The sequence below is a fragment of the Prevotella sp. lc2012 genome (assembly GCF_900107065.1).
Lineage (GTDB): Bacteria > Bacteroidota > Bacteroidia > Bacteroidales > Bacteroidaceae > Prevotella.
The window spans coordinates 507,404-530,515 of sequence record NZ_FNUF01000001.1; the positions used below are offsets into that span (position 1 = coordinate 507,404).

The following is a 23,112-nucleotide window of genomic DNA, read 5'->3' on the forward strand; positions in this document are numbered from 1 at the left end:
TTCTAAAAAAAACGAAATATTAAGGTGGTATTTCATTTATCTTTTGTAACTTTGCACATCAATAATCAAACTATCTAATTTAAGACGATATGAAGATTTCGCACATTGAGCATCTGGGCATTGCTGTTCAGAGCATCGAGGAAAGCCTGCCATACTTCACGGAAGTGCTGGGCTTAGAGTGTTATGCGACAGAGGTGGTGGAAGACCAGAAAGTAAAGACGGCCTTCCTGAAGTGTGGTGAAGTGAAGCTGGAGCTTCTGGAGCCGACATCCCCCGAGAGCACCATCCAGAAATGGCTTGACAAAGGCAACAAAGGTGTCCACCATGTGGCCTTCTGTATAGAGGATGGCGTTGCCAATGCACTCGCCGAGGTGAGCGAGAAAGGCGTGCGCCTCATCGACCAGGCTCCCCGCAAAGGCGCCGAGGGTCTGAACATCGCATTCCTTCACCCGAAGTCGACCTGTGGCATCCTGACAGAGCTTTGCGAACATCCTGAGTAAATTTCCAAACTTTCAATAACAACAATGAGCAAACAACTAGAAAAAATCAAGCAACTCATCGAGAAGCGCGAACAGGCCCGTCTCGGTGGTGGTGAGAAAGCAATTCAGAAACAGCACGACCGTGGTAAGTACACTGCTCGTGAGCGTATAGAGATGCTGCTCGACGAAGGATCGTTCGAGGAGTACGACATGTTCAAGGAGCATCGTTGCCACAACTTCGGCATGGAGAAGAAGCAGTTCCTCGGCGACGGTGTCGTTGCCGGTAGCGGAACCATCGACGGTCGTCTGGTATTCGTCTTCGCACAGGACTTCACCGTTCATGCCGGTTCTCTGTCAGAGACCATGAGTCAGAAGATCTGTAAGGTGATGGACATGGCCATGAAGATGGGCGCCCCCGTCATCGGTATCAACGACTCAGGTGGTGCACGTATCCAGGAGGGTATCTGCTCTCTGGCCGGCTTCGCAGAGATCTTCGAGCGTAACATCCTGGCATCGGGCGTGATTCCCCAGATCTCAGGTATCTTCGGTCCATGTGCCGGTGGTTCTGTATACTCACCCGCCCTCACCGACTTCACGCTGATGATGGAGAACACCTCATATATGTTCCTGACCGGTCCGAAGGTTGTGAAGACCGTTACTGGTGAGGATATCGACCAGGAGCACCTTGGCGGTGCCTCGGTACACGCCACGAAGAGTGGTGTGACCCACTTCACCGCTGCTACCGAGGAAGAGGGCATCCAGATGCTGAAGACCCTGCTGAGCTATATCCCATCCAACAATATGGAGACGGCTCCCCGTAAGGAGTGCACCGACCCCATCAACCGTATGGAGGACAGCCTCAACGAGATTATTCCCGAGAACCCCAACGAGGCATACGACATGTACAAGGTGATCTCTGCCATTACCGATAATGGTGAGTTCTTCGAGGTACAGCCCAAGTTCGCCAAGAATATCATCGTAGGTTTTGCACGCTTCAACGGACAGAGCGTTGGTATCGTGGCCAACCAGCCTAACTGCTACGCTGGTGTGCTCGACGTGAACGCCTCTCGTAAGGGTGCTCGCTTCGTACGTTTCTGCGATGCCTTCAATATTCCTATCGTATCACTGGTCGACGTACCGGGCTTCCTGCCGGGCACTGGTCAGGAGTACAATGCCGTCATCCTGCACGGAGCGCAGCTGCTCTACGCTTATGGAGAGGCAACCGTACCCAAGATCACCGTTACCCTGCGTAAGTCATATGGCGGTTCGCACATCGTGATGGGCTCTAAGCAGCTTCACACCGACCTGAACTACGCATGGCCTTCTGCTGAGATCGCCGTGATGGGTGCCTCTGGTGCTGCCGCCGTGCTCTATGCCAAGGAGGCCAAGGCCAAGAAAGAGGCCGGTGAGGACGTGAAGGCATTCATTGCCGAGAAGGAGGACGAGTACAACGAGCTCTTCGCCAACCCGTATCAGGCCGCCAAGTACGGCTATATCGACGACGTGATCGAGCCGCGTAACACCCGTTTCCGCATCTGTCGCGGTCTGGCACAGCTCGCTACCAAGCGTGATGCCCTGCCCGCCAAGAAGCACGGTAATATCCCCATGTAATTAGATTATTGTTTATAATTCACATTTATAGATGAACAACGAAGTATATGCAGCGATTGCCATGGCTCTCCATGAGCACCTGGGCAACAATGTCCATGACGTGGAGACCGGCATCATCACAATCAATGCGCGTCCCACCCAGTGGAACGGCTATGCGCAAACATTTACTCAACATCCCTGAATCGTATGAAAGAATATAAGTATACCATCAACGGTAATAAGTATGAGGTAGTTGTTGGCGACATCAATGACAATATCGCCACTCTGACCGTCAACGGAGAAGAGTACACGGTAGAGATGGAAAAGCAGCCGGAGCCGGAGAAGAAGAAGCCCGTCGTGAAGGCCGCCGCACCAGCAGCCTCTTCCAGTGATGCTCCGACAGCCAACAAGGCTGCCGTCAACAAGGCCAACGCCGTGAAGGCTCCCCTGCCCGGTGTGATCACCGATATCCTGGTAGCCGAAGGCGACGAGGTGAAGGCCGGTGACACCGTTGTCGTTCTGGAAGCCATGAAGATGGCCAATAACCTGACTGCCGAGAAGAACGGAAAGGTGACGGCCGTATGTGTCAAGATCGGTGAGAGCGTCATGGAAGACGACGCCCTTATCGTGATCGAGTAACACATCCATCAACAATCAGACAGGAGAGAATGGGCAATGGCTCATTCTCTCTTTTCAAAAAGACTACTACATACTAAAAGACTAAAACGATGATCAGAAATATTCTCATCACTGCACTCTTATCCGTCGTCTCTCCCGTCATGGCACAGCAATGGCCCGAGACAAGACAAGAAGCCAAGGCCGGTAGCCGTTGGTGGTGGCTCGGTTCTGCCGTCGACAAGGAGAACCTGCGCTGGGCGATGCAGGAATATGCCAACCACGGTATCGGGGCGTTGGAGATCACGCCGATCTACGGTGTACAGGGCAACCAAAGCAGGAACATCCCCTATCTCTCCGACCAATGGATGGAGATGCTACGCGAGGTTCAGAAGAACGGTCAGCAGATGGGAATGGAAATAGACATGGCGACAGGCACGGGCTGGCCCTTCGGCGGTCCGTGGGTACCGCTGGAGGAATCAGCATGTAAGGCGGTGTTTGTGAACAAGACCTTCACCGGTGGCTCCGTACAGTCGCTCGACCTCTCGGCGCCGGCGCAAGAGGCAGGATACTGTCGACTCAGTAAGGTGATGGCTTACTGGCGTGGCCGACCGTACGATGTCACCCGGTATATGACCAACGGTCGGCTGTCATGGTCACCGGCAGACCAGCTGAAAGAACGCATCAAGCAGGCCACCAATAAGCAACTGAAGAAATCCTTGAGACTGCAGTTGAAGGAGATGGCGACAGCCCGTTGGCAGGTCACGGCCCTCTATGTGCGCTATGGTGTGATGAAGGTGAAGCGTGCCGCCCCCGGTGGCGAGGGCTATGTCATCGACCATTTCGACCGTCATGCCGTGGCCAATTATCTTCGTCATATCGAGGCCGCCTTCGAGCGCACACAGACGCCCTACCCCCATACCTTCTTCAACGACTCCTATGAGGTGAGCGAGGGCACATGGACTCCCCTGCTTCTCGAGGAATTCGAGAAACGGCGCGGCTATAAGCTGGAAGACTATCTGCTATTCCTGCAGAGAGGAGACGAGAAGATCGTGTCCGACTACCGTGAGACGCTCGGCGACCTGCTTCTGGAGAACTTCACACAGCAGTGGACGAGTTGGGCTCACAAGCACGGTGCCATCACCCGCAACCAGGCACACGGATCGCCAGCCAACCTCATCGACTGCTACGCCGCCGTGGACATACCCGAGATCGAAGGGTTCGGTCTCTCGGAATTCGGCATCAAAGGTCTGCGCCAGGATCCCGGCAAGACCCGTAAGAACGACTCCGACTTCTCCATGCTGAAGTACGCCCCGTCGGCCGCACATATCTGTGGTAAGCCTTATACGTCGAGCGAGACCTTCACATGGCTGACAGAGCACTTCCGCACCTCACTCTCACAACTGAAGCCCGACATCGACCTGATGTTCTGCGCCGGCGTCAACCACATGTTCTTCCATGGCACCTGCTATTCTCCGAAGGAGGACACATGGCCAGGTTGGAAGTTCTATGCCTCCATCGACATGTCGCCCACGAACAGCATCTGGCGTGACGCGCCCTACTTCATGCAGTATGTGGAACGCTGTCAGAGCTTCCTGCAGTGGGGCGAGCCCGACAACGACTTCCTTGTCTACCTCCCGGTGCGCGACATGTGGCAGAAGCAGACCGACAAGCTGCTGATGCAGTTCTCCATCCATCAGATGGCAAAGCTGGCACCGGAGTTCATCCGCTCTATCCTCGACATCGACCGCGCAGGCTTTGACTGCGACTATATCTCCGACCGTCTGCTGCTCTCGACAACGTACAAGGACGGTATGCTGGAGACGGCGGCCGGCACAAGATACAAAGGACTTGTGATCCCAGAGTGCCGGATGATGCCAGAGAACGTCAGACAGCACATCGCCCGACTGAAGGCGCAGGGGGCACATGTGATCGACGGTACCAGAGCCACCGACCTGCAGACGGCCGCCCAACCCGAGGCCATCAAGGCAGCGTGCGGGCTCAAGGCCATCCGTCGCCGCAACGATACGGGCTATCATTACTTCATCGCCAACCTCACCCCCAACGACATCCAGACCGTCGAGCCGCTGGCTGTCGACTTCAAGGACGCCGTATGGTTCAATCCGCTGAATGGTGATATCACACCGGCCTCCTTCGACAGCGACGGTATCGCCATCCACCTGCGCAGTGGCGAGTCGATGATCCTGCAGACGTATAACGAGCCGCAGGCCCTGGATAACAACAGGAGGTACATGGATGATAACGCATGTCACACGGAGACCAAGACGCTTCCTGGTCCTTGGACCTTGTCGTTTACAGAAGAAGCACCCAAGGTGAACAAGACCTTCACGCTCGCTAAGCCACAGTCCTGGGAGACGCTTGACGACGATAGTATCAAGGTAACCATGGGCACAGGCGTGTATACCACCCATCTCCGACTGTCAAAGACCGAGGCGAAGGCACACTGGACGATCGACCTCGGCGATGTGCGCGAGTCGGCCCGTGTCTATATCAACGGTCAGTTTATCGGCTGCGCCTGGTCGGTGCCCTTTGTCCTTGATTGCAGGAACACCCTGAAAAGCGGTGACAATGTGATCCGCATCGAGGTGACCAACCTTCCAGCCAACCGTATCGCCGACTACGACCGCCGGGGCATCAGATGGCGGAAGATGGAGGAGATCAACGTGGTCGATATCAACTACAATCGTACCACCTATGATTCGTGGGAGCCGGTACCCAGCGGTCTCAACTCCGAAGTACGTCTCTTACGATATGAGAGACGTCATCTTAAAAAGTAAAACAACTTGTTTTACCTTCGTAAAGCCTATCTCCTATGGTCGTGGAGATGGTTTCTTTGAAAGTAAAACAAGTTGTTTTACTATAAGGGAGATGATGCTAAGCCTTGCGGACCCTTATCCGGTACTTGTCTGTCAGTGCTATCTGCATCACACGGGCATAACCGTCAGCGAATGGAGGAATGGCCAACGCCACGTGTCCCATCGTCCGACGCAGGTTGATCTCCACACACGGATGCAGTAGGAATCCATCGCCATCCGGGCGTGCCACAATCATCATATCCACCCCGAAAGGTCCACGATACCGGTTCTGACACATGGAGCCGAATGACGTCATGATGTTCTCTTTAACGTTCACAAGTGAATCGACTGGTATATAATGACTTAGCATATCCGTTTTCTCCTCCTCCGTCGCAATCAGGTTACCCGTATAAGCCCCGTTTCTCGTATGGAAGAGAGAGAGCCCCAGATAGTGCACACCACCCTGCTCGTCGATGCAGAACTCCATACCAAAATCCTTCACCTTATTATAATAGGGTTCGACCATGACACTTCCCTGATGCTGGATGACATTCCGGATCCAACCACGATGATAGTCGTTCAGTGTGCCTTCGACAAAACGGATGCCACGACCGCTACTGCTCCAAGGAGCCTTCACGACCACACGGCGCCACTCGTTGAGCTTTTCCACAACGACATCCAGACCATCTGCCTTTACAGATTGCCCCACCGTACCCTCACACTGGAGTCGTGCCAGCACGGCGGCTGCATGCTCCCTGTGCGACAAGTCACGTATCTGTCGGATATCCTGTTCCGAGGGTACAGCCCCGACACCATGGCGCAGCAGGAAGCTACGAATGGCCGGGTCCCATCCCCAGGGTCTCACCTCATCAATCGCAAGATGGGGCAACTGATTTTTATCGACAAACTGGCGCGGACCTCCTCCGATCCTGGCTCTCAGACGTCCATACGCCTTCCGGGCCAAACCGACATGATCCACCAGGATATAATCGTTCTCATCGGCCCAGATGGCAGGCAGGTAGCCCAGGTCGCTTCTCAGTCTACGTCCCGCATGAGGAGCCGTGAAATTACTAAGGTTTGAGGCCAATGCCAGATCGTGTTCTGGATTAAACACGTATAATGTTACCATTTTATTCAATTTTGGTGCAAAATTACCATTTTTTTTTGAGTTTTTGCAACTTAGACTTTGCAATTTACAAGAAAAGTGTTACCTTTGCACCACTTTAGAGAGTAAAAGATAACAATTCAGGCAGGATGGAAGCTTTCTTCAGGACGCATAGATACCTTGTCGAGCATGTCAACGCTCCAGTACGTCGCACCCTTATGGACGAGATCGACTGGAGCGACCGTATGATCGGCATCAAAGGTACACGCGGCATCGGAAAGACCACCTTCCTCCTCCAATACGCTAAAGAGCATTTTGATATACTCGACAAGCAATGTCTGTATATCAACATGAACAACTTCTACTTCCAGGGACAGGGCATTGCCGACTTTGCCGGCAAATTCTACAAGCATGGTGGACGAGTGCTGCTCATCGACCAGGTGTTCAAACAGCCCGACTGGAGTTCCGAGCTCCGCAAATGCTACGACCTCTATCCGAACCTGAAGATTGTGTTTACAGGCAGCAGTGTGATGCGCCTGAAAGACGAGAACCCGGAACTCAATGGTATTGTCAAGAGCTATAACCTGCGCGGTTTTTCCTTCCGCGAATTCGTCAACCTGCTCACAGGCAACAGTTTCCGCCCCTACACACTGGAAGAGATCCTGAAAGACCATGAGCGCATCATCAAGCAGATATTGCCGAAGGTGTCGCCCAACCGCTATTTCCAGGATTACATCCATCATGGATTCTATCCCTTCTTCCAGGAGCATCGCAACTACTCGGAGAACCTGCTGAAGACGATGAACATGATGACCGAGGTGGATATCCTGCTGATCAAGCAGATCGAGCTCAAATACCTCACGAAGATCAAGAAACTCTTCTACCAGATTGCTGAAGAGGGACCGGCCAAGGCTCCGAACGTCAGTAAGCTGGCACAAGACATAGAGACCAGTCGTGCCACCGTGATGAACTACATCAAGTACCTCACCGACGCACGTCTGCTCAACCTCATCTATCCTGTCGGACAGGACTTCCCAAAGAAACCTGCCAAGATCATGCTTCACAACTCCAACCTGATGTACGCGATCTATCCGATCCAAGTAGACCGACAGGAAGCCATGGAGACCTTCTTTGTTAACTCACTATGGAAGGATCACAAGGTAAACACAGGCGGGCGCGACTGTAACTACCTGGTAGATGAGAAGCTCAAGTTCCGCATTGTCGACGCGAAGTCGCCCGGAAAGATCAGGTTCTCCCCCGATACCATCTATGCCCGTTACAATACGGAGATCGGCAAGGACAACCAGATTCCACTATGGCTTCTGGGATTCCTCTACTAGCAGAGGACAAGAGAAAGACAGTTAGTAATAATTAGGTAATTAAACAAATACAAAAGTAGTTTTTATATTTATATTTATCAAAAATGGCTAAAGAAAAGAAATTTATCACCTGTGATGGTAATGAGGCTGCAGCTCACGTGAGCTATATGTTCTCTGAGGTAGCAGCTATCTACCCCATCACACCGTCATCTCCGATGGCGGAGCACGTTGACGAGTGGGCTGCCCGTGGTCGTAAGAACCTCTGGGGGCAGAACGTATCAGTTCAGGAAATGCAGTCGGAGGCCGGTGCCGCTGGTGCCGTTCACGGTTCACTGCAGGCTGGTGCGCTGACCACTACGTTCACAGCTTCTCAGGGTCTGCTCCTGATGATTCCTAACATGTACAAGATTGCAGGTGAGCTGATCCCTTGCGTATTCGACGTATCTGCCCGTACGCTTGCTTCTCACTCTCTGTGTATCTTTGGCGACCATCAGGATGTGATGGCTTGCCGTCAGACAGGCTTCGCCATGTTCTGCTCTGGCTCTGTACAGGAGGTGATGGACCTGACTGCCGTTCCCCATCTGGCAACACTTGAGACCTGCGTGCCTTTCGTTAACTTCTTCGATGGTTTCCGCACCTCTCACGAATATCACAAGATCGAGATGATGGACCAGGAGGATATCCGTCCTCTCGTTAAGGAAGAGTACATCAAGCGTTTCCGCGATCGTGCTATGAGCCCTGAGCGTCCTATCACCCGCGGTACCGCTGAGAACCCCGAGACTTTCTTCACACACCGTGAGGCAAGCAATCCTTACTACGATGCAGTGCCCGAGGTTGTAGAGAAGTATCTCGGCGAGATCTCTAAGATCACTGGCCGTGAGTATCACCTCTTCTCATATTACGGTGCCGAGGATGCTGACCGCATGATCATCCTGATGGGTTCGGCTACCGATGCTGCCCGTGAGGCTATCGACTATCTGAACGCTAATGGTCAGAAAGTTGGTATGATCAGCGTACACCTCTATCGTCCGTTCTCTGTGAAGCACCTGCTGGCTGCTGTTCCCAAGACGGTCAAGAAGATCGCTGTCCTCGACCGTACAAAGGAGCCCGGTGCCAACGGTGAGCCTCTGTACCTCGACGTGAAGGATGCCTTCTTCGATGTGAAGGATCGTCCTGTTATCGTTGGTGGTCGCTACGGTCTTGGTAGCCGCGACACCACACCTGCTCAGATCATCAGCGTGTTCAACAACCTCGCTATGCCAGAGCCCAAGAACCACTTCACGATTGGTATCGTAGACGACGTGACCTTCACTTCTCTGCCTGAGGTTGAGGAAATCGCCCTCGGCGGTGCCGGCATGTTCCAGGCTAAGTTCTACGGTCTGGGTGCCGATGGTACCGTAGGTGCCAACAAGAACTCTGTGAAGATCATTGGCGACAACACTGACAAGTACTGTCAGGCTTACTTCTCATACGACTCTAAGAAGTCAGGAGGTTTCACCTGCTCTCACCTGCGTTTCGGTGATACACCTATCCGCTCTACCTATCTGGTGACCACACCTAACTTCGTGGCTTGCCACGTACAGGCTTACCTGCACATGTACGACGTGACCCGCGGTCTGCAGAAGAACGGTCAGTTCCTGCTGAACACCATCTTCGATGCCGACGAGCTCGAGAAGTTCATGCCTAACAAGGTCAAGCGTTACTTCGCACAGAACAACATCACCGTATATACCATCAATGCAACCAAGATTGCACAGGAGATCGGTCTGGGCAACCGCACCAATACGATCCTTCAGTCAGCCTTCTTCCGTATCACCGGCGTGATCCCCGTAGAGCTCGCTGTTGAGAAGATGAAGGCAGCTGCCCTGAAGTCTTACGGTGCTAAGGGTCAGGACGTGGTTGACAAGAACTACGCCGCTATCGACCGCGGTGGTGAGTACCAGCAGCTCACAGTGAAGCCCGAGTGGGCTAATCTGCCTGATGATGCAGAGAAGCAGGACGATGCTCCCGCATTCGTTAAGGAGCTGGTTCGTCCTATCAACGCTCAGGCCGGTGACCTGCTGAAGGTTTCTGACTTCGTGAAGCACAACACCGTTGACGGTTCTTGGGAGGTTGGTACAGCCGCTTACGAGAAGCGTGGTGTTGAGGCCTTCGTTCCTGTATGGAACAAGGACAACTGTATCCAGTGTAACCAGTGTGCATATATCTGTCCTCACGCAGCTATCCGTCCGTTCGTTCTCGACGAGAACGAGATCAAGGGCTTCGCTGCTGCCGACGATACCATCGAGATGAAGGCTCCCGCCGCCATGAAGGGTATGCGCTTCCGCATTGAGACCTCAGTACTCGACTGTCTGGGTTGCGGTAACTGTGCCGACATCTGCCCGGGCAATCCGAAGACCGGTAAGGCCCTCACCATGGCTCCGTTCAATCCCGATGCTGCCGATATGGTTCAGGAGGCTAAGAACTGGGAGTACCTGGTTAAGAACGTGAAGAGCAAGCAGAACCTCGTCGACATCAAGAGCAACGTGAAGAACTCACAGTTCGCACAGCCTCTGTTCGAGTTCTCTGGCGCCTGCTCTGGTTGCGGTGAGACTCCATATGTGAAGCTCATCTCACAGCTCTTCGGTGATCGTCAGATGATTGCCAACGCTACTGGTTGTTCTTCAATCTATTCAGCTTCTATTCCTTCTACACCTTACACCAAGAACGAGAAGGGTCAGGGTCCTGTCTTCAACAACTCACTGTTCGAGGACTTCTGCGAGTTCGGTCTGGGTATGGCTCTTGGTAACAAGAAGATGAAGGAGCGCGTAGCTAAGCTGCTCGCTGAGGCCTCTGAGGGTGCTCCCGCTGAGTTCAAGGCTCTCGCCGACGAGTGGATCGCCAACAAGGAGGATGCCGACAAGACGAAGGAGATTGCTCCGAAGCTGAAAGAGGCTATCGCTGCTGGCGCTGCTGCCGGTTGCGAGAAGTGTAAGGAACTTCAGACACTCGACCACTACCTGGTGAAGCGTTCACAGTGGATCATCGGTGGTGACGGTGCTTCTTACGATATCGGTTACGGCGGTCTCGACCATGTGATCGCTTCTGGCGAAGATGTGAATATCCTCGTGCTCGATACTGAGGTTTACTCTAACACTGGTGGTCAGGCTTCTAAGGCTACTCCTCTCGGTGCTATCGCTCAGTTCGCTGCTCAGGGTAAGCGCATCCGCAAGAAGGACCTCGGTATGATCGCTACCACCTACGGTTATGTATACGTTGCTCAGATTGCTATGGGCGCCGATCATGCACAGACCCTCAAGGCTATCCGCGAGGCTGAGGCATGGCACGGACCTTCAATCATCATCGCCTACGCTCCATGTATCAACCACGGTCTGAAGGCCAAGGGCGGTATGGGTAAGAGCCAGGCTGAGGAGAAGAAGGCTGTTGAGTGCGGTTACTGGCACCTGTGGCGCTTCAACCCCGCCCTCGCAGAGGAAGGCAAGAATCCGTTCTCACTCGACTCTAAGGAGCCGAACTGGGAGAATTTCCACGACTTCCTGCTCGGTGAGGTTCGTTACCTCTCTGTCAAGAAGGCTTATCCTAACGAGGCAGAAGAGCTCTTCGCTGAGGCTCAGCGTATGGCACAGCTCCGTTACAAGACCTACATCCGTAAGTCTAAGGAGGATTGGGCAGAGTAATACCCTATCTAACTATATTAAAGAGGTGAAACTGCAAAGTTTCGCCTCTTTTTTTATCATTGCTTCTTTTATATCAAAAATTTATTGTACCTTTACAACCTAAATATATCAAATAACCAATCAACTAATAATCTACATTTACATCACAATGAAGAAAGTATTAATGTGCGTGCTTGCTGCCAGTCTTTTAACCCCGACTATGGCACAGGAGAAATTTGAGACGGGCAAACCTAACAACGACAACTACAGGTACTTAGACGAGTATCGGGCGCTCAAAAGTTACATTGACTATTCGAAGTACCCCAATTTCAAACTGGGTATTGGCACGACCGTGAACGACTATCTCAACAATCCTCTGGTTAAGAACTTGACCAACGAGAACTTCACCGAGACTGTCGCCGGCAATGCCATGAAGATGGCAAGTTGCGTGGATGGTAATGGTAACATGAATTTCACCACCGTGAAGCAGTATGTTGAAGCAGCCACTGAGGCTGGACTCAGCATCTATGGTCACACCCTCGCCTGGCACTCACAGCAGCCCAACGCATGGCTTCGCAAGCTCATTGCCGATAAGCCCGATCCAAATTCGGAAGAGACCTTTACCGAGATCGTTAACAAAGACTTCCTCACCAACAAGACCGTTGGCTGGAAGTCGGACGAAGCAACGTACGGCTACTCCATCAAGTTTGACACAACAAATGGTCTGGTTATTCATACGACCAAGATGTGCGAGAACTCATGGGATGCACAGTTCCAGGCCGTGACGGATATCATGCTCAAGACTGGTGAGACTTACAAGATGACCATTACCTTAAAAGGCTCGGATGCTGGTAATCTACATAGCAAACTGGGAGACTTCTCATACACTCCGGAAACAGCTATCGACATACCTTTCACCAAAGAATGGAAGGACGTAGAAATCGACTACACACCGGTGATGGACAACAACTTCCTTCTGCTGCAGTGCGGCGACTTCGTGGGTGACATCTATATCAAGAGCATCAAGTTTGAGGGTTATGCAAGTAGTACCATTCCCCAGACAGCACAGGAGCGTCACGATACCCTCGTCTATGCTATGGACCTTTGGATTAAGGGCATGATGGAAGCCTGCGACGGTAAGGTAAAGGCATGGGATCTCGTCAATGAGGCTCTCTCCGGCGACGGTGATGATGGCGAAGGCAACTATGAGCTGCAACACTCATCGGGCTATAAGAGTGGCACATGGGATGTTGGTGGCGATACATTCTATTGGCAGGATCATCTTGGCGATCTCGACTACGTGCGCCAGGCTTGTCGCCTCGCCCGCAAGTATGGTCCTGAGGATCTGACACTCTTCATCAACGACTACAATCTGGAGTCCGATTGGGACGATAATAAGAAGGTGAAGAGTCTTGTCAACTGGATCAAGAAATGGGAGGCTGACGGTGTAACCAAAATCGACGGTATCGGTACGCAGATGCATATCAGTTGCTATGAAGATTTCAACCTTCAGGAGAATGCAAAAAAACATATCACTAAGATGTTTGAGATTATAGCCGCAAGTGGAAAACTCTGTCGCGTCAGTGAGATGGACATGGGCTATGTTCGCGGTTCAAACAAATGGGGAGGATCAGTCAAGACCGATCAGTTGACCGAAGACGAGCACAAGAAGATGGCCGATCTCTACGAGTGGATCTTCAAGGAGTACTTCCGCCTTATACCAGCAGCCCAGCAGTGGGGTATCTGTCAGTGGTGTCCTACCGATGCACCTGTCAACAGCGGCTGGCGCGGTGGCGAGCCTGTAGGTATCTGGGACCTTGACTTCTACCGTAAGCATGTCTACGCCGGCTTCGTGCGCGGACTTGCTGGAGGTGAGTCTACCGGTATCAACAGGATCAAGGCCGACAAGACGATCGACACCTCGAAAGGAATCTACAACCTCAACGGTGTGCGCCAGTCTGCCAAGACACTTAGCGAACTTCCTGCCGGCATCTACATCGTAGACGGTAAGAAGGTGGTCAAATAGCATCATCCGGATTCTATCATATCATAAGAGGTGAAACCATATGGTTTCACCTCTTATGATATATGTCACCATAGAGATATTGGGCAGACACAGACGAACAGGAAGGGGATAAAAGAAGAGAGGTATCTGAAGGACTCTGATACCTCTCATAAATGTTAGCCCAAAAAACTTACTTTTTATCCTCAGTCTTTTTCGTGTCAGCAGCGGCCGACTTTGCGGCTGGCTTATAGCGCTTATTCAGACCATTGATGACATCCATGGTAATATCGTATTTCTTCTCGGCAAGAAGAATATTATCACCAGCCTTCGAAAGGATCAGGTCAAACTTCTTGTCCTTGTTATATGCTTTAAGGAAGTTCTGCAGAGAATCGCGGAGTGCCTCATTGAACTTAGCGGTCTCATTGGCGAGTTCGTTCTCCAGACGAGCCTGGAGCTCCTGAAGGTCGCGCTGCTGACGCTCAAGGGCAGCCTGAACACTTGCAGCCTGCTCACGGCTCTGGAATCCGTTGTTATTCAACTTCTGCTGGAAGTTGTTCACAGCGGCCTGAAGGGCAGTACCCTTCTGGTTGAGTGTGTTACGGGCATTGTTCGACTTCTTCTGGAGAGTCACGCTGTAGTCCTTGGCGAAGTCGTACTGCGTCATGAGAGAGTCGACCTCGACAAAGGCAATTTTGAAACCAGAGGCAGACGCATCATCCGATGCCGGCTGCTCGTCCATCTTAGGACTTGCATTGTTGCACGAAGCCATCATGGCTGCGATGGCCAGTGTGCTAAGAATGTACTTTTTCATTTGTTTATCTAATGTTTAATGTTTATCGTTCATTAACGGCGAACCTGCTCTTCGCACGCATCTCACGGTCCTGATCCATCACGCAGTGGATTCCCCGTTCCTTCATTGCCTCGGAGTCATGGATATGCTGAGAGGAGAAAGAACCGTTCTTCCTGAAAATCAGTTTAACGCATAAAAATGCCATTCCTATAGCAATTATTAACGTGCTGACGAGTAGTAATTCAATCATTTTTTAGTAATTTTGCGCTGCAAAACACGCCTTTTCGGGTGCAAAGATAAGCAATTTATTAAGAAATCAGTAAAAAATATCATTAATAATGAATAAAAACGATTTAAAACCCGCAAGCGTCTTCGCTGAATTTGCGAAGATTAACACTATTCCTCGTCCCTCGAAGCACGAAGAGAAGATGATTGAGTATCTGAAGAGCTGGGGTGAGCGTCATGGTCTTGACACAAAGGTCGACGAAACCGGTAACGTGATTATCCGCAAAGGTGCTACGCCTGGTATGGAGAACCGCAAGACGGTCATCCTGCAGAGTCATATGGATATGGTATGCGATAAGCTCGTTGATGTGGAATTCGATTTCGACAAGGATGCCATCAAGACCTACGTTGACGGAGAGTGGTTGACGGCTGAAGGTACGACGCTGGGAGCCGACGACGGTATCGGTTGTGCCATCGAACTGGCCATCCTTGCGTCCGATGATATCGAGCACGGTCCTATCGAGTGCGTCTTCACCCGTGACGAGGAGACCGGTCTGACAGGAGCAGAGGGGATGAAAGCCGGATTCATGACTGGCGATTACCTGATCAACCTCGATTCTGAGGATGAAGGAGAAATCTTCGTCAGCTGTGCTGGTGGACGTAACACCACGGCTCAGTTCACGTTCAAGCGGGAGGCAGCCCCCCAGGGAAGTTTCTTCCTGAAAGGTTCGATCAAAGGCCTTGTAGGCGGCCACTCTGGTGATGATATCAACAAGAAACGCGCCAATGCCATTAAGATACTTGCCCGTTTCGTACAGCAGACCATGAAGCGCTATGAGGGCGTACAACTGGCACAGTTCCACAGTGGAAAACTCCACAACGCCATTCCTCGTGACGGTTATTTCGTGATAGCCGTGCCCAACGATGTGAAAGAGAACGTACGTGCCGACTGGAATGTCTTTGCCGTTGACGTGCAGGACGAGTTCCATGTGACCGACCCGCAGATGGTGTGGTTCATGGAGAGCACAGAGGCAGAGCCTGTCATTGCACCTGCTGTCGCCAAGAAGTTCATCTGGGCTGTTCAGGCCGTCGACAACGGCATATATGCCATCTGTCAGGATGAAGCACTGGGAGGCATGGTGGAGACATCAAGCAACCTGGCCAGCATCCACACCACAGAGACCACGATCGATATTCTGTCAAGTCAGCGAAGCAACGTGATGTCCAACCTTGACAATATGTGCGCTACTGTCGGAGCTGCTTTTGAGCTCGCAGGAGCCGAGGTGGTATCAGGCGACGGTTATCCGGCCTGGAAGATGAAGGCTGATTCTAAGTTGACCGAGATCGTGGTGGAGTCGTATAAGAAACTGTTTAAGAAAGAGCCCGTGGTTCGCGGTATCCACGCGGGTCTGGAGTGCGGTCTTTTCTCCGAGCGCTATCCCAACCTCGATATGGTAAGCTTCGGTCCTACCCTTCGGTTCGTACATACACCCGACGAGCGTTTACTCATCCCGACCGTACAGATGGTATGGGATCATCTGCTTGACGTTCTCAGAAATATCCCGCAACAATGAAGTCAGGCAAATATATTATAGGTATGACTGTACTGCTGTTCGCCTCATGCGGACAGCAGTATCATGCTGAGAAGACCGTCAAGGCATTCATCGAGGCTAACGCGGAGAATCCGGAGTTGTTGACCGACCGTGAGTTTGCCGACCTGGGAACAACGAGGTATGTTAATGACTCCCTCATTCATCTGATGCGCCATCGTGGAGCAGAATCGTTCAAGAAAGGCATCAGCTATCCAGAGGAGCACTCTGGCGATCTTTTCTATCTGAGAATGAGCTACGTACGTGGCACAGACACCCTGCAGAACACGTTCTATCTAAACAAGGAACTGACAGAGGTTGTCGCCTTTAAATAACTTTTTTCAAAAAAAAGTGCCAAAAAATTTGCAGGAATGAAAAAATAGCCGTACCTTTGCATCCGCATTTGAGGAGATAGCCCCTCGGTTTCTAACACGAAGCATTCTGGAAGGATGGGTGAGTGGCTGAAACCAGCAGTTTGCTAAACTGCCGTACGGGTTCCCGTACCGGGGGTTCGAATCCCCCTCCTTCCGCAGGGGTGACTGATCCAAGAGTGCGAAGATGGTCGATTCATCTAATGGTTAGGATACAAGATTCTCAATCTTGGCATAGGGGTTCGATTCCCCTATCGACTACAAAAAGAGAGTGCTGAAATTCAGCACTCTTTTTTTGTTATCTTAAACCCGTCGGTTTATTCTTCTTCATCATCGTCATCGGGAATCGTGAACCATGAAGAAGGCACAGATACGCGTTCCTTCATCCAGTTGGTATCCACAGCGATAATCATAGGCACCTCACCCTTCTTTGGGAACACGATCGTCATGACATTACCACTTCCCTTGCTACCAACTTTCACTGAGATATTATTGGTCTCTGAATTCCAACCTGTCACCTCAAACTCAGCCAGCTTAGCATTATAATCGATGGCCTGTCCATCGGCTCCAGTGTTCACCATAGTACCAACCGCATAGCCACTTCCGCTCTTACTCCACTTCATATTACCTATGGTCAGTTCGAAGTCAAGCGTTCCGCCCATAGCCCGTATCACAGCCTTCTGCGATACTGTGGGATCTCCCTCGAAGCGCAGGAACGTCCTCGTTCCATCCTCGTTGATCTTATAGACAGCAGTCTTCGTAGTGGTCTGCAACACATCGACCACGATGTCGTTAAAGTCGAAATCGTCAGTCTCGCCCAAGTCTTCAACCATATATCGCTTGGAAACCGTTTCCTTGACAGGCTCCGTGATTTCCTTAATCTCCGGCACATCGGGCTTACCGTACATCATGAACACCACATCCTCAAAGTCGTGGTCACTCTTCTCGTAGACGGCTTGATCCTCACAACCGATAATCATCTTCTTGTAGTCGTCGTCCAGGTTAGGCACAGAATCAGGATGGATGTTTAATGCCAACATCTGGTGAGCCAGTGATGATGCAGAAGCACGAGTTACGCCCGACTTAAGGTTCGACAGATAGAGATACATGCTCTTGCCTGCAGGCAGGTTCTTGAACGTGATAGGCTTTGCCCGCACGAACTTGGCAGTCTTTGTATTATGAGTACGACTGGTCCGGTAGTTCGTATTAGGGTCGACAGGACCGACATCCTGCCAGTCGCCTTCATTGCCCGACTCATTCTTCTGGATATTCTCATTCTTCGTCCACACCGTGATGTCCAGATCGTCTTGCTGATCGTTGAAATCCTCGACAACGAGATGCAGGGTCCATACGAAGTCGCCCGTTCCCTGATAGATAGGAACAATGCTGAACTCATTCTGAGGTACGATCATGTAGAAGGGGTTTCCGAGGTCTTCATGGTTACGGCCATCGGGCAGTTTCTTCTTCATCCATTCAATAGTCTTGGCGTCCACCTCGTACCAATCACCTATCGACATATATTCGCTACCACCATCGATGACGGCACGTGTCAGGTTTCTTGGCAGAATGGTGTTTCCCGAGAGAGAATAGGTAGGATACATTTTTGCGAAATCCCACGTTTGTTCTGGGTCCACAGCTCCATACTTCTTGATAAAGTTGGATTCAAACTCACTTTTGTGCTGTTGTTCCACGGCAGAATTATTATAGACATCATGATCTTTGGAACAAGATACCATGGAAACAATCACTGTTGCCATCAGAAAACAACTAAAAATACTCCTTTTCATCATATTACACATTTTGTTAATAGCACCAATAGGGAATTCCCCCTAATCTTTAAGTCTTTATGTTACTAGCTAATACTCAGTGCAAATATATGAAATAAAGATTAAAAAAACAAGTATTTTCTAAAAAAAGTGCATCTATAATACAAAAACAGATGGTCTGTGATACAGCTAAGTGACCTTTACCTATGGTATCAGGAGAGAGGAATCGCCATAGCTCAGGAAGCGGAAATCGTGAGACAAGGCATAGTCATAGATCTTGTGCCAGTCGCCCTTAACGAATGCACTCACAAGCAACAGCAACGTAGACTGTGGCTGGTGGAAGTTGGTTACCAGCATCTTCACAATCTTATAGTTATAGCCAGGAGCAATGATAATCTGCGTACTCGAATGCAGTACCTCAAGACCGCGGACATCCATCCATGCGGCCAGACTTCTCAGTGCCTCAACAGCTGGAACATCGCAAGGACTGTCATAGGGTTCCCATTGACACACATGAAGTTGCTCTTCCGTCAGATTCGCATTCCGCATCACTTTCACTCCCATATAATATAGGCTTTCCAACGTACGGACACTCGTGGTACCCACAGCAATAGCCTTGCCATCGTGCCGAATCAGTTTCTCTATGGTCGAACGACGTACACTGATATATTCCGTGTGCATCTCATGTCCTTCTATCTCCTCACTCTTCACGGGTTTGAATGTACCGGCACCAACATGTAATGTCAGTTCCTCACGATCGATGCCATGGGCATCAAGAGCAGCCAGTACCTCTGGCGTAAAATGAAGTCCAGCCGTTGGTGCAGCCACACTTCCCTTGATTTTCGAATAGACCGTCTGGTAGGTCGTCTTGTCGCTCTCCTGCGTCTCACGGTTCAGATAGGGAGGAATCGGCAGTTCTCCCATCGCATCGATAATTTCTGCAAAGGAGATTCGAGAGTTATCGGCGGCCTTCCACTCAAAGTCTATCCGATGGGAGGTACCATGGATGGCACCACGGGTTGCCATCACGAGAACCTTCTCTCCCTTGATATCAATCTCGCGTGACAGGGTGCCTTCTTTCCACTTCTTCAGGTTGCCGACAAGACAATACCAAGCGCAATGCCCCGTTGTCTGGAACATCAGCTCATAGTCTGACGGATCGGCAGGCTCTAAGAGGAAGACCTCTATCAGCGCACCAAGAGGCTCACCATTCGCATTAGCTTTACGGAAATGCATTCGTGCCTGTATTACCTTCGTGTTATTGAAGACCATCAGAGCACCCTTCGGCAGATAGTCGGGCAGATGACAGAAGACGTCCTCCCCTACCTCACCGTTACGATAGAGTAAGAGCTTAGACTGGTCGCGCCGTGCAATGGGAAACTTGGCGATGCGATCATCGGGAAGCGGATAGTTATAGTCACTGATATGGATATGTCTGGGATCTGATTCCTTTATAGAACAACTCATATAAGACAAGATTTGATAAGAGCAAAGACCAACGTAAATACCAAGACTGCGACAGGAACATCGCAATCGGAGCGCTGGAAGCCCGTAGATGTATATTGTGAAGAAATAAAACGTCTTCTTGACGTCATATTTCTGGATAGGCGATAATACAGGAAATAGACGGTCGATCCCACCAGACCTCCCCACAACAGTCCAACCAGAATGTCACCTGGGAAGTGGACACCAAGGTACAGACGTGTCCAGCAGTTCGTGAACGACCAGAGTATGAGTGCCAGCGACAGCAGACGACTTCTGACTAACCAGCAGAAGAACACCGCAATACTGAAAGTGTTAGAGGCATGGGCGGAGAAGAAACCGAAGCGCCCCCCCCGATAGCCGTCAACGATATCAACCAGCAAGCCAATCTCGGGGTCATGTGTAGGTCGCCAGCGTCCTACCATCGGCTTGACAATCATATCATCGACCGTCCCCGCCAACAACACGCACAGACCAGCACCGCACAAGATCATCATGACCTTACGGAAGTTATCATTATTGTTAAGTACCACATAGAAAAGACTAATGTACAGAGGTACCCATGTGACGGTAGCCGTCAGGACACGCATGACACGATCCAGATAAAGAGAGTCACTGCCATTCAAAGACAATAACAAATCCTTATCATACTCCACCAGTGCGGAGAGAAAGCCGTCTGCCGACATGAGTATTTCCTGGAACATACTATATCTCCTCTATCTGATGACTCTCAACCCAGCCCTCTTTACCATCAGCCACACGGATCTCCTTCCATCCTTTCATCGCCCTATCGGAAATCAAGACCTTCGTACCCTCATGAAGAATAAAGAGATCGGTACCGCTCTTCGCTGGTGTGCTCTTGACTGCCATGGAAGGAACCATCACGATAGCCCCCTTCCGTTCCATTAGGTTCTGACGCTGTTGCCAAGCAAAGACATTACCCATCACGAACAGGATAAGCAACACAACTCCGCCAAAGAAACCGATCTTACGGAGCCACAAACGTTCCGAGAAGAGGTAGACCAACAGAAGGACAATCACCAGAGCCAAAGACAGCAGAGACAGACAAGCCCACGTATCAACGCTCATCAGGTTGACCACCGAACGATACCAAGTAAAGAAGAACATCTCAGATTCAGGGACAATCTTGTCGATGGTCTTTGACCGTGCTATCTGCAGGTTGAAACGGATATCACGGTCACCGGGAGAAAACAGAAGGGCACGTTCATAGTTCAAGACTGCACGCGTGATATTCTCCGTCCGGTAGTAAGCATTACCAAGATTATAATAGAGATCAGCACTTGCGCCCTGCTTCAGCAGCTCCTCATAATCCTTGATGGCCTGTTGGTACTGTCCACGTACATAGGCACTGTCTGCCTCAGCTTTGGTCGTAGCACCGGCAAGTAACGGGAGATGGATGACAAGCACAACCAACAACAACTTCATCGTTGCTGCCCTGCGCCCCTTCTTCTTCATCGTCTCCTCAATCTTCTCAATGGCAGTCATCGCCTTTTCATACACTTTGTTCATATTTCCTTTCGGATCACCAGGGGCATAACGTTCAAACTCACACTCATCAAGAGCTCCGATAAACTGACTGATGATATTCCCATCTACCTGACGCTCCGTCAGTCGCTGACTGATATTGTCGTGAGAGAGTTGTTCGACTGGTATATTCAGTTTGTCACCTACATAGCCCCATAGTGCACGGAGCACCTCATCATAGAACTCTCCCGGCTTATCGTCCGCCATCAGCTTGGCCGCATTCTTCAGCCGTTTTGTCGCCACCTTATTAGCTTTCTTTCCACGCGTCTTCGTCACATTGGCATTGTCGATAGCACGCTGACGGAATACAATGAACAGAGAGATGAATATCAAAGCAAGTACGGCCAAAGATATCCAGTAACCGGTGGAGGCAAAGAAGAAACGGTCAAGTCCCTGCTGGCGCACGTCACCCATCTTGATATAACGGATATCCTTATTCAGCTCCTGCACATCCTGACCTGAGAAATCATTCACGGATGCAGCACCGGATCCTTTGGCTACATCAAGAGTCAAGGCATCACTCTGGATTGTCTTATAACTCTTCGTCGAAACATCAAAATAAGTAAACTCTACCGGTGGTATCTCATACTTGCCTTGATGGCGTGGAACGGCCAGAATATCAAAAATCATTGACCCCTCAATACCATGAGCTGTCAGCTTTGTCTTATCCGTAATCTTCGGCTCATACTTGTCAAAATCCTTGGGGAACTTGACTACCGGCTGTTTGATAAGCTTCAAGTTTCCGGTACCACTCAAGATGATACGCAGAGAGACCGGATCATTCGCTTTCGTCTCTGTCTTATTCAACTGAGCAGTGATATTGAACTTACCCACGCCACCAGAGAAATTCGCCGGACGGGCAGGCAGGGGATCGACCTGAATATCAATGCCTGGGGCTTGGATCTTCTTTTTCACCTCCACATAGCCGGAACCGCCATTGAAGAATGCCTCAAAGGGATCAACATTTCGATTCTGTTGTACTACGATTCCTTCGAAGGTGATGCTGGGAATCTCCAACTTACCCGTCATCTGGGGGAACATCACATACTGACTCCATGTACAGGTACGATAGGGGCGCCCGTTGACTGTCTCGATAGAGAAGCTCTTTTGCTGTGGCAAATCCACTTCCTGCGTATAGAAACTCTTCAGATCCGGCATGTCACCCCGCAACTGAGTCAACGAGACCAACGTATATACCTTGTAGGTCAGCAGAATCGGCTCCTGCTCATAGACCCTCTTCTTGTTAGCACTTACCTTGATAAAGAGATCCGAGCCCGAGATCCTGCTTCCGACATCCCGTAGCTCTCCTCCCTCATCATCGTTACTCTGACGCTGATGACGGGAACTACTTCCTTGTGCTGATCCCGACGCACGGATGGTCAGAGGTTTCGAAGTGATACGTTTACCACCTACCACGGCAACAGCAGGAGGAATCGTGAACGTACCAGCTTTCGTGGCCACAACCATATAAGTATAGGTCACAGACGAAGAAGAGCTCGTATGTCCGTTTATCATCTGATAACTCGACTGCGTAGAACTGTTCGGGCCAATCAAGACCTCCAACTCCTCAGGAATATTGCCGGCCCTGAATTCGCTGACATTCATGGTATTGACCGTGTATGTCAGACGGAAATTCTCGCCCACGGCGACATGCGACGGGGCCGATCCTGTAAGCGTCTGAGCAAGCAAGCTAAAAGGCATAAAGGTAAGAAGGTAAAAAGGTAAAAACCATTTCACCCACCTTTGAACCTTCATGTTT

General features: G+C 50.8%; 17 protein-coding genes and 2 tRNA genes. 12 read left to right on the forward strand and 7 right to left on the reverse strand.

What is annotated here, in order from left to right:
• Window positions 1-89 precede the first annotated feature (89 nt).
• From mce to BLU99_RS02295, 5 genes are all read left to right on the forward strand, one after another.
• Entirely contained in the window at window positions 90-500 is a 411-nt protein-coding gene (gene mce, locus BLU99_RS02280) for a methylmalonyl-CoA epimerase (protein ID WP_091899544.1), read from the forward strand.
• Window positions 501-524: 24 nt separating this feature from the next.
• Window positions 525-2,090: an acyl-CoA carboxylase subunit beta gene (locus tag BLU99_RS02285; protein WP_091899545.1), complete on the forward strand. Its 1,566-nt coding sequence runs from the start codon at window positions 525-527 to the stop codon at window positions 2,088-2,090.
• A 31-nt stretch (window positions 2,091-2,121) separates the two neighbouring features.
• Complete coding sequence (locus BLU99_RS12220) at window positions 2,122-2,271, forward strand: hypothetical protein (RefSeq protein WP_176771007.1); 150 nt, start codon at window positions 2,122-2,124, stop codon at window positions 2,269-2,271.
• A 5-nt stretch (window positions 2,272-2,276) separates the two neighbouring features.
• Window positions 2,277-2,708 (forward strand): acetyl-CoA carboxylase biotin carboxyl carrier protein, encoded by a 432-nt coding sequence (locus BLU99_RS02290; RefSeq protein ID WP_091899546.1) that lies wholly within the window; start codon window positions 2,277-2,279, stop codon window positions 2,706-2,708.
• A gap of 89 nt (window positions 2,709-2,797) precedes the next feature.
• Entirely contained in the window at window positions 2,798-5,482 is a 2,685-nt protein-coding gene (locus tag BLU99_RS02295; RefSeq protein WP_091899547.1) for a glycosyl hydrolase, read from the forward strand.
• 97 nt (window positions 5,483-5,579) lie between these two features.
• Here the strand turns inward: BLU99_RS02295 and BLU99_RS02300 are convergent, their stop codons facing one another.
• Entirely contained in the window at window positions 5,580-6,629 is a 1,050-nt protein-coding gene (locus BLU99_RS02300; RefSeq protein WP_091899548.1) for a hypothetical protein, read from the reverse strand.
• Between the two features lie 125 nt (window positions 6,630-6,754).
• Between BLU99_RS02300 and BLU99_RS02305 the strand changes: the two genes are divergently transcribed.
• The 3 genes from BLU99_RS02305 to BLU99_RS02315 all read left to right on the forward strand — a co-directional run bounded on the left by BLU99_RS02305 (window position 6,755) and on the right by BLU99_RS02315 (window position 13,606).
• A complete protein-coding gene (locus BLU99_RS02305) occupies window positions 6,755-7,945 on the forward strand; it encodes an ATP-binding protein (RefSeq protein WP_091899549.1) in 1,191 nt (396 codons plus the stop codon).
• Window positions 7,946-8,028: 83 nt separating this feature from the next.
• Window positions 8,029-11,601 (forward strand): pyruvate:ferredoxin (flavodoxin) oxidoreductase, encoded by a 3,573-nt coding sequence (gene nifJ, locus BLU99_RS02310; protein WP_091899550.1) that lies wholly within the window; start codon window positions 8,029-8,031, stop codon window positions 11,599-11,601.
• Between the two features lie 148 nt (window positions 11,602-11,749).
• The gene (locus BLU99_RS02315) at window positions 11,750-13,606 is read left to right on the forward strand and encodes an endo-1,4-beta-xylanase (protein ID WP_091899551.1); all 1,857 of its coding nucleotides are present in this window, start codon (window positions 11,750-11,752) and stop codon (window positions 13,604-13,606) included.
• 169 nt (window positions 13,607-13,775) lie between these two features.
• On the opposite strand, the gene BLU99_RS02320 is transcribed toward BLU99_RS02315, so the two are convergent.
• Both BLU99_RS02320 and BLU99_RS02325 read right to left on the reverse strand, forming a co-directional pair.
• Window positions 13,776-14,396, reverse strand: coding sequence for an OmpH/Skp family outer membrane protein (locus tag BLU99_RS02320; RefSeq protein ID WP_091899552.1), 621 nt, complete (start codon window positions 14,394-14,396; stop codon window positions 13,776-13,778).
• A gap of 22 nt (window positions 14,397-14,418) precedes the next feature.
• Window positions 14,419-14,625, reverse strand: coding sequence for a hypothetical protein (locus BLU99_RS02325; protein WP_091899553.1), 207 nt, complete (start codon window positions 14,623-14,625; stop codon window positions 14,419-14,421).
• 88 nt (window positions 14,626-14,713) lie between these two features.
• On the opposite strand from BLU99_RS02325, the gene BLU99_RS02330 reads away from it, so the two are divergent.
• The 4 genes from BLU99_RS02330 to BLU99_RS02345 all read left to right on the forward strand — a co-directional run bounded on the left by BLU99_RS02330 (window position 14,714) and on the right by BLU99_RS02345 (window position 16,821).
• A complete protein-coding gene (locus BLU99_RS02330; protein WP_091899554.1) occupies window positions 14,714-16,174 on the forward strand; it encodes an aminoacyl-histidine dipeptidase in 1,461 nt (486 codons plus the stop codon).
• Window positions 16,175-16,197: 23 nt separating this feature from the next.
• The gene (locus BLU99_RS02335; RefSeq protein ID WP_144006075.1) at window positions 16,198-16,524 is read left to right on the forward strand and encodes a hypothetical protein; all 327 of its coding nucleotides are present in this window, start codon (window positions 16,198-16,200) and stop codon (window positions 16,522-16,524) included.
• Between the two features lie 108 nt (window positions 16,525-16,632).
• Window positions 16,633-16,719, forward strand: a tRNA-Ser gene (locus BLU99_RS02340).
• A gap of 30 nt (window positions 16,720-16,749) precedes the next feature.
• A tRNA-Glu gene (locus BLU99_RS02345) sits at window positions 16,750-16,821 on the forward strand.
• A 56-nt stretch (window positions 16,822-16,877) separates the two neighbouring features.
• Here the strand turns inward: BLU99_RS02345 and BLU99_RS02350 are convergent.
• The 4 genes from BLU99_RS02350 to BLU99_RS02365 form a co-directional block, all read right to left on the reverse strand.
• Window positions 16,878-18,350: a hypothetical protein gene (locus BLU99_RS02350; RefSeq protein ID WP_144006076.1), complete on the reverse strand. Its 1,473-nt coding sequence runs from the start codon at window positions 18,348-18,350 to the stop codon at window positions 16,878-16,880.
• 180 nt (window positions 18,351-18,530) lie between these two features.
• Complete coding sequence (locus BLU99_RS02355) at window positions 18,531-19,793, reverse strand: S-adenosylmethionine:tRNA ribosyltransferase-isomerase (protein ID WP_091899557.1); 1,263 nt, start codon at window positions 19,791-19,793, stop codon at window positions 18,531-18,533.
• On the reverse strand, window positions 19,790-20,512 hold the full coding sequence (locus BLU99_RS02360) for a phosphatase PAP2 family protein (RefSeq protein ID WP_255397413.1): 723 nt from the start codon (window positions 20,510-20,512) through the stop codon (window positions 19,790-19,792). Before BLU99_RS02360 ends, BLU99_RS02355 begins: the two co-directional genes overlap by 4 nt.
• A gap of 1 nt (window position 20,513) precedes the next feature.
• Entirely contained in the window at window positions 20,514-23,054 is a 2,541-nt protein-coding gene (locus BLU99_RS02365; RefSeq protein ID WP_091899558.1) for a BatD family protein, read from the reverse strand.
• Between the last annotated feature and the right edge of the window lie 58 nt (window positions 23,055-23,112).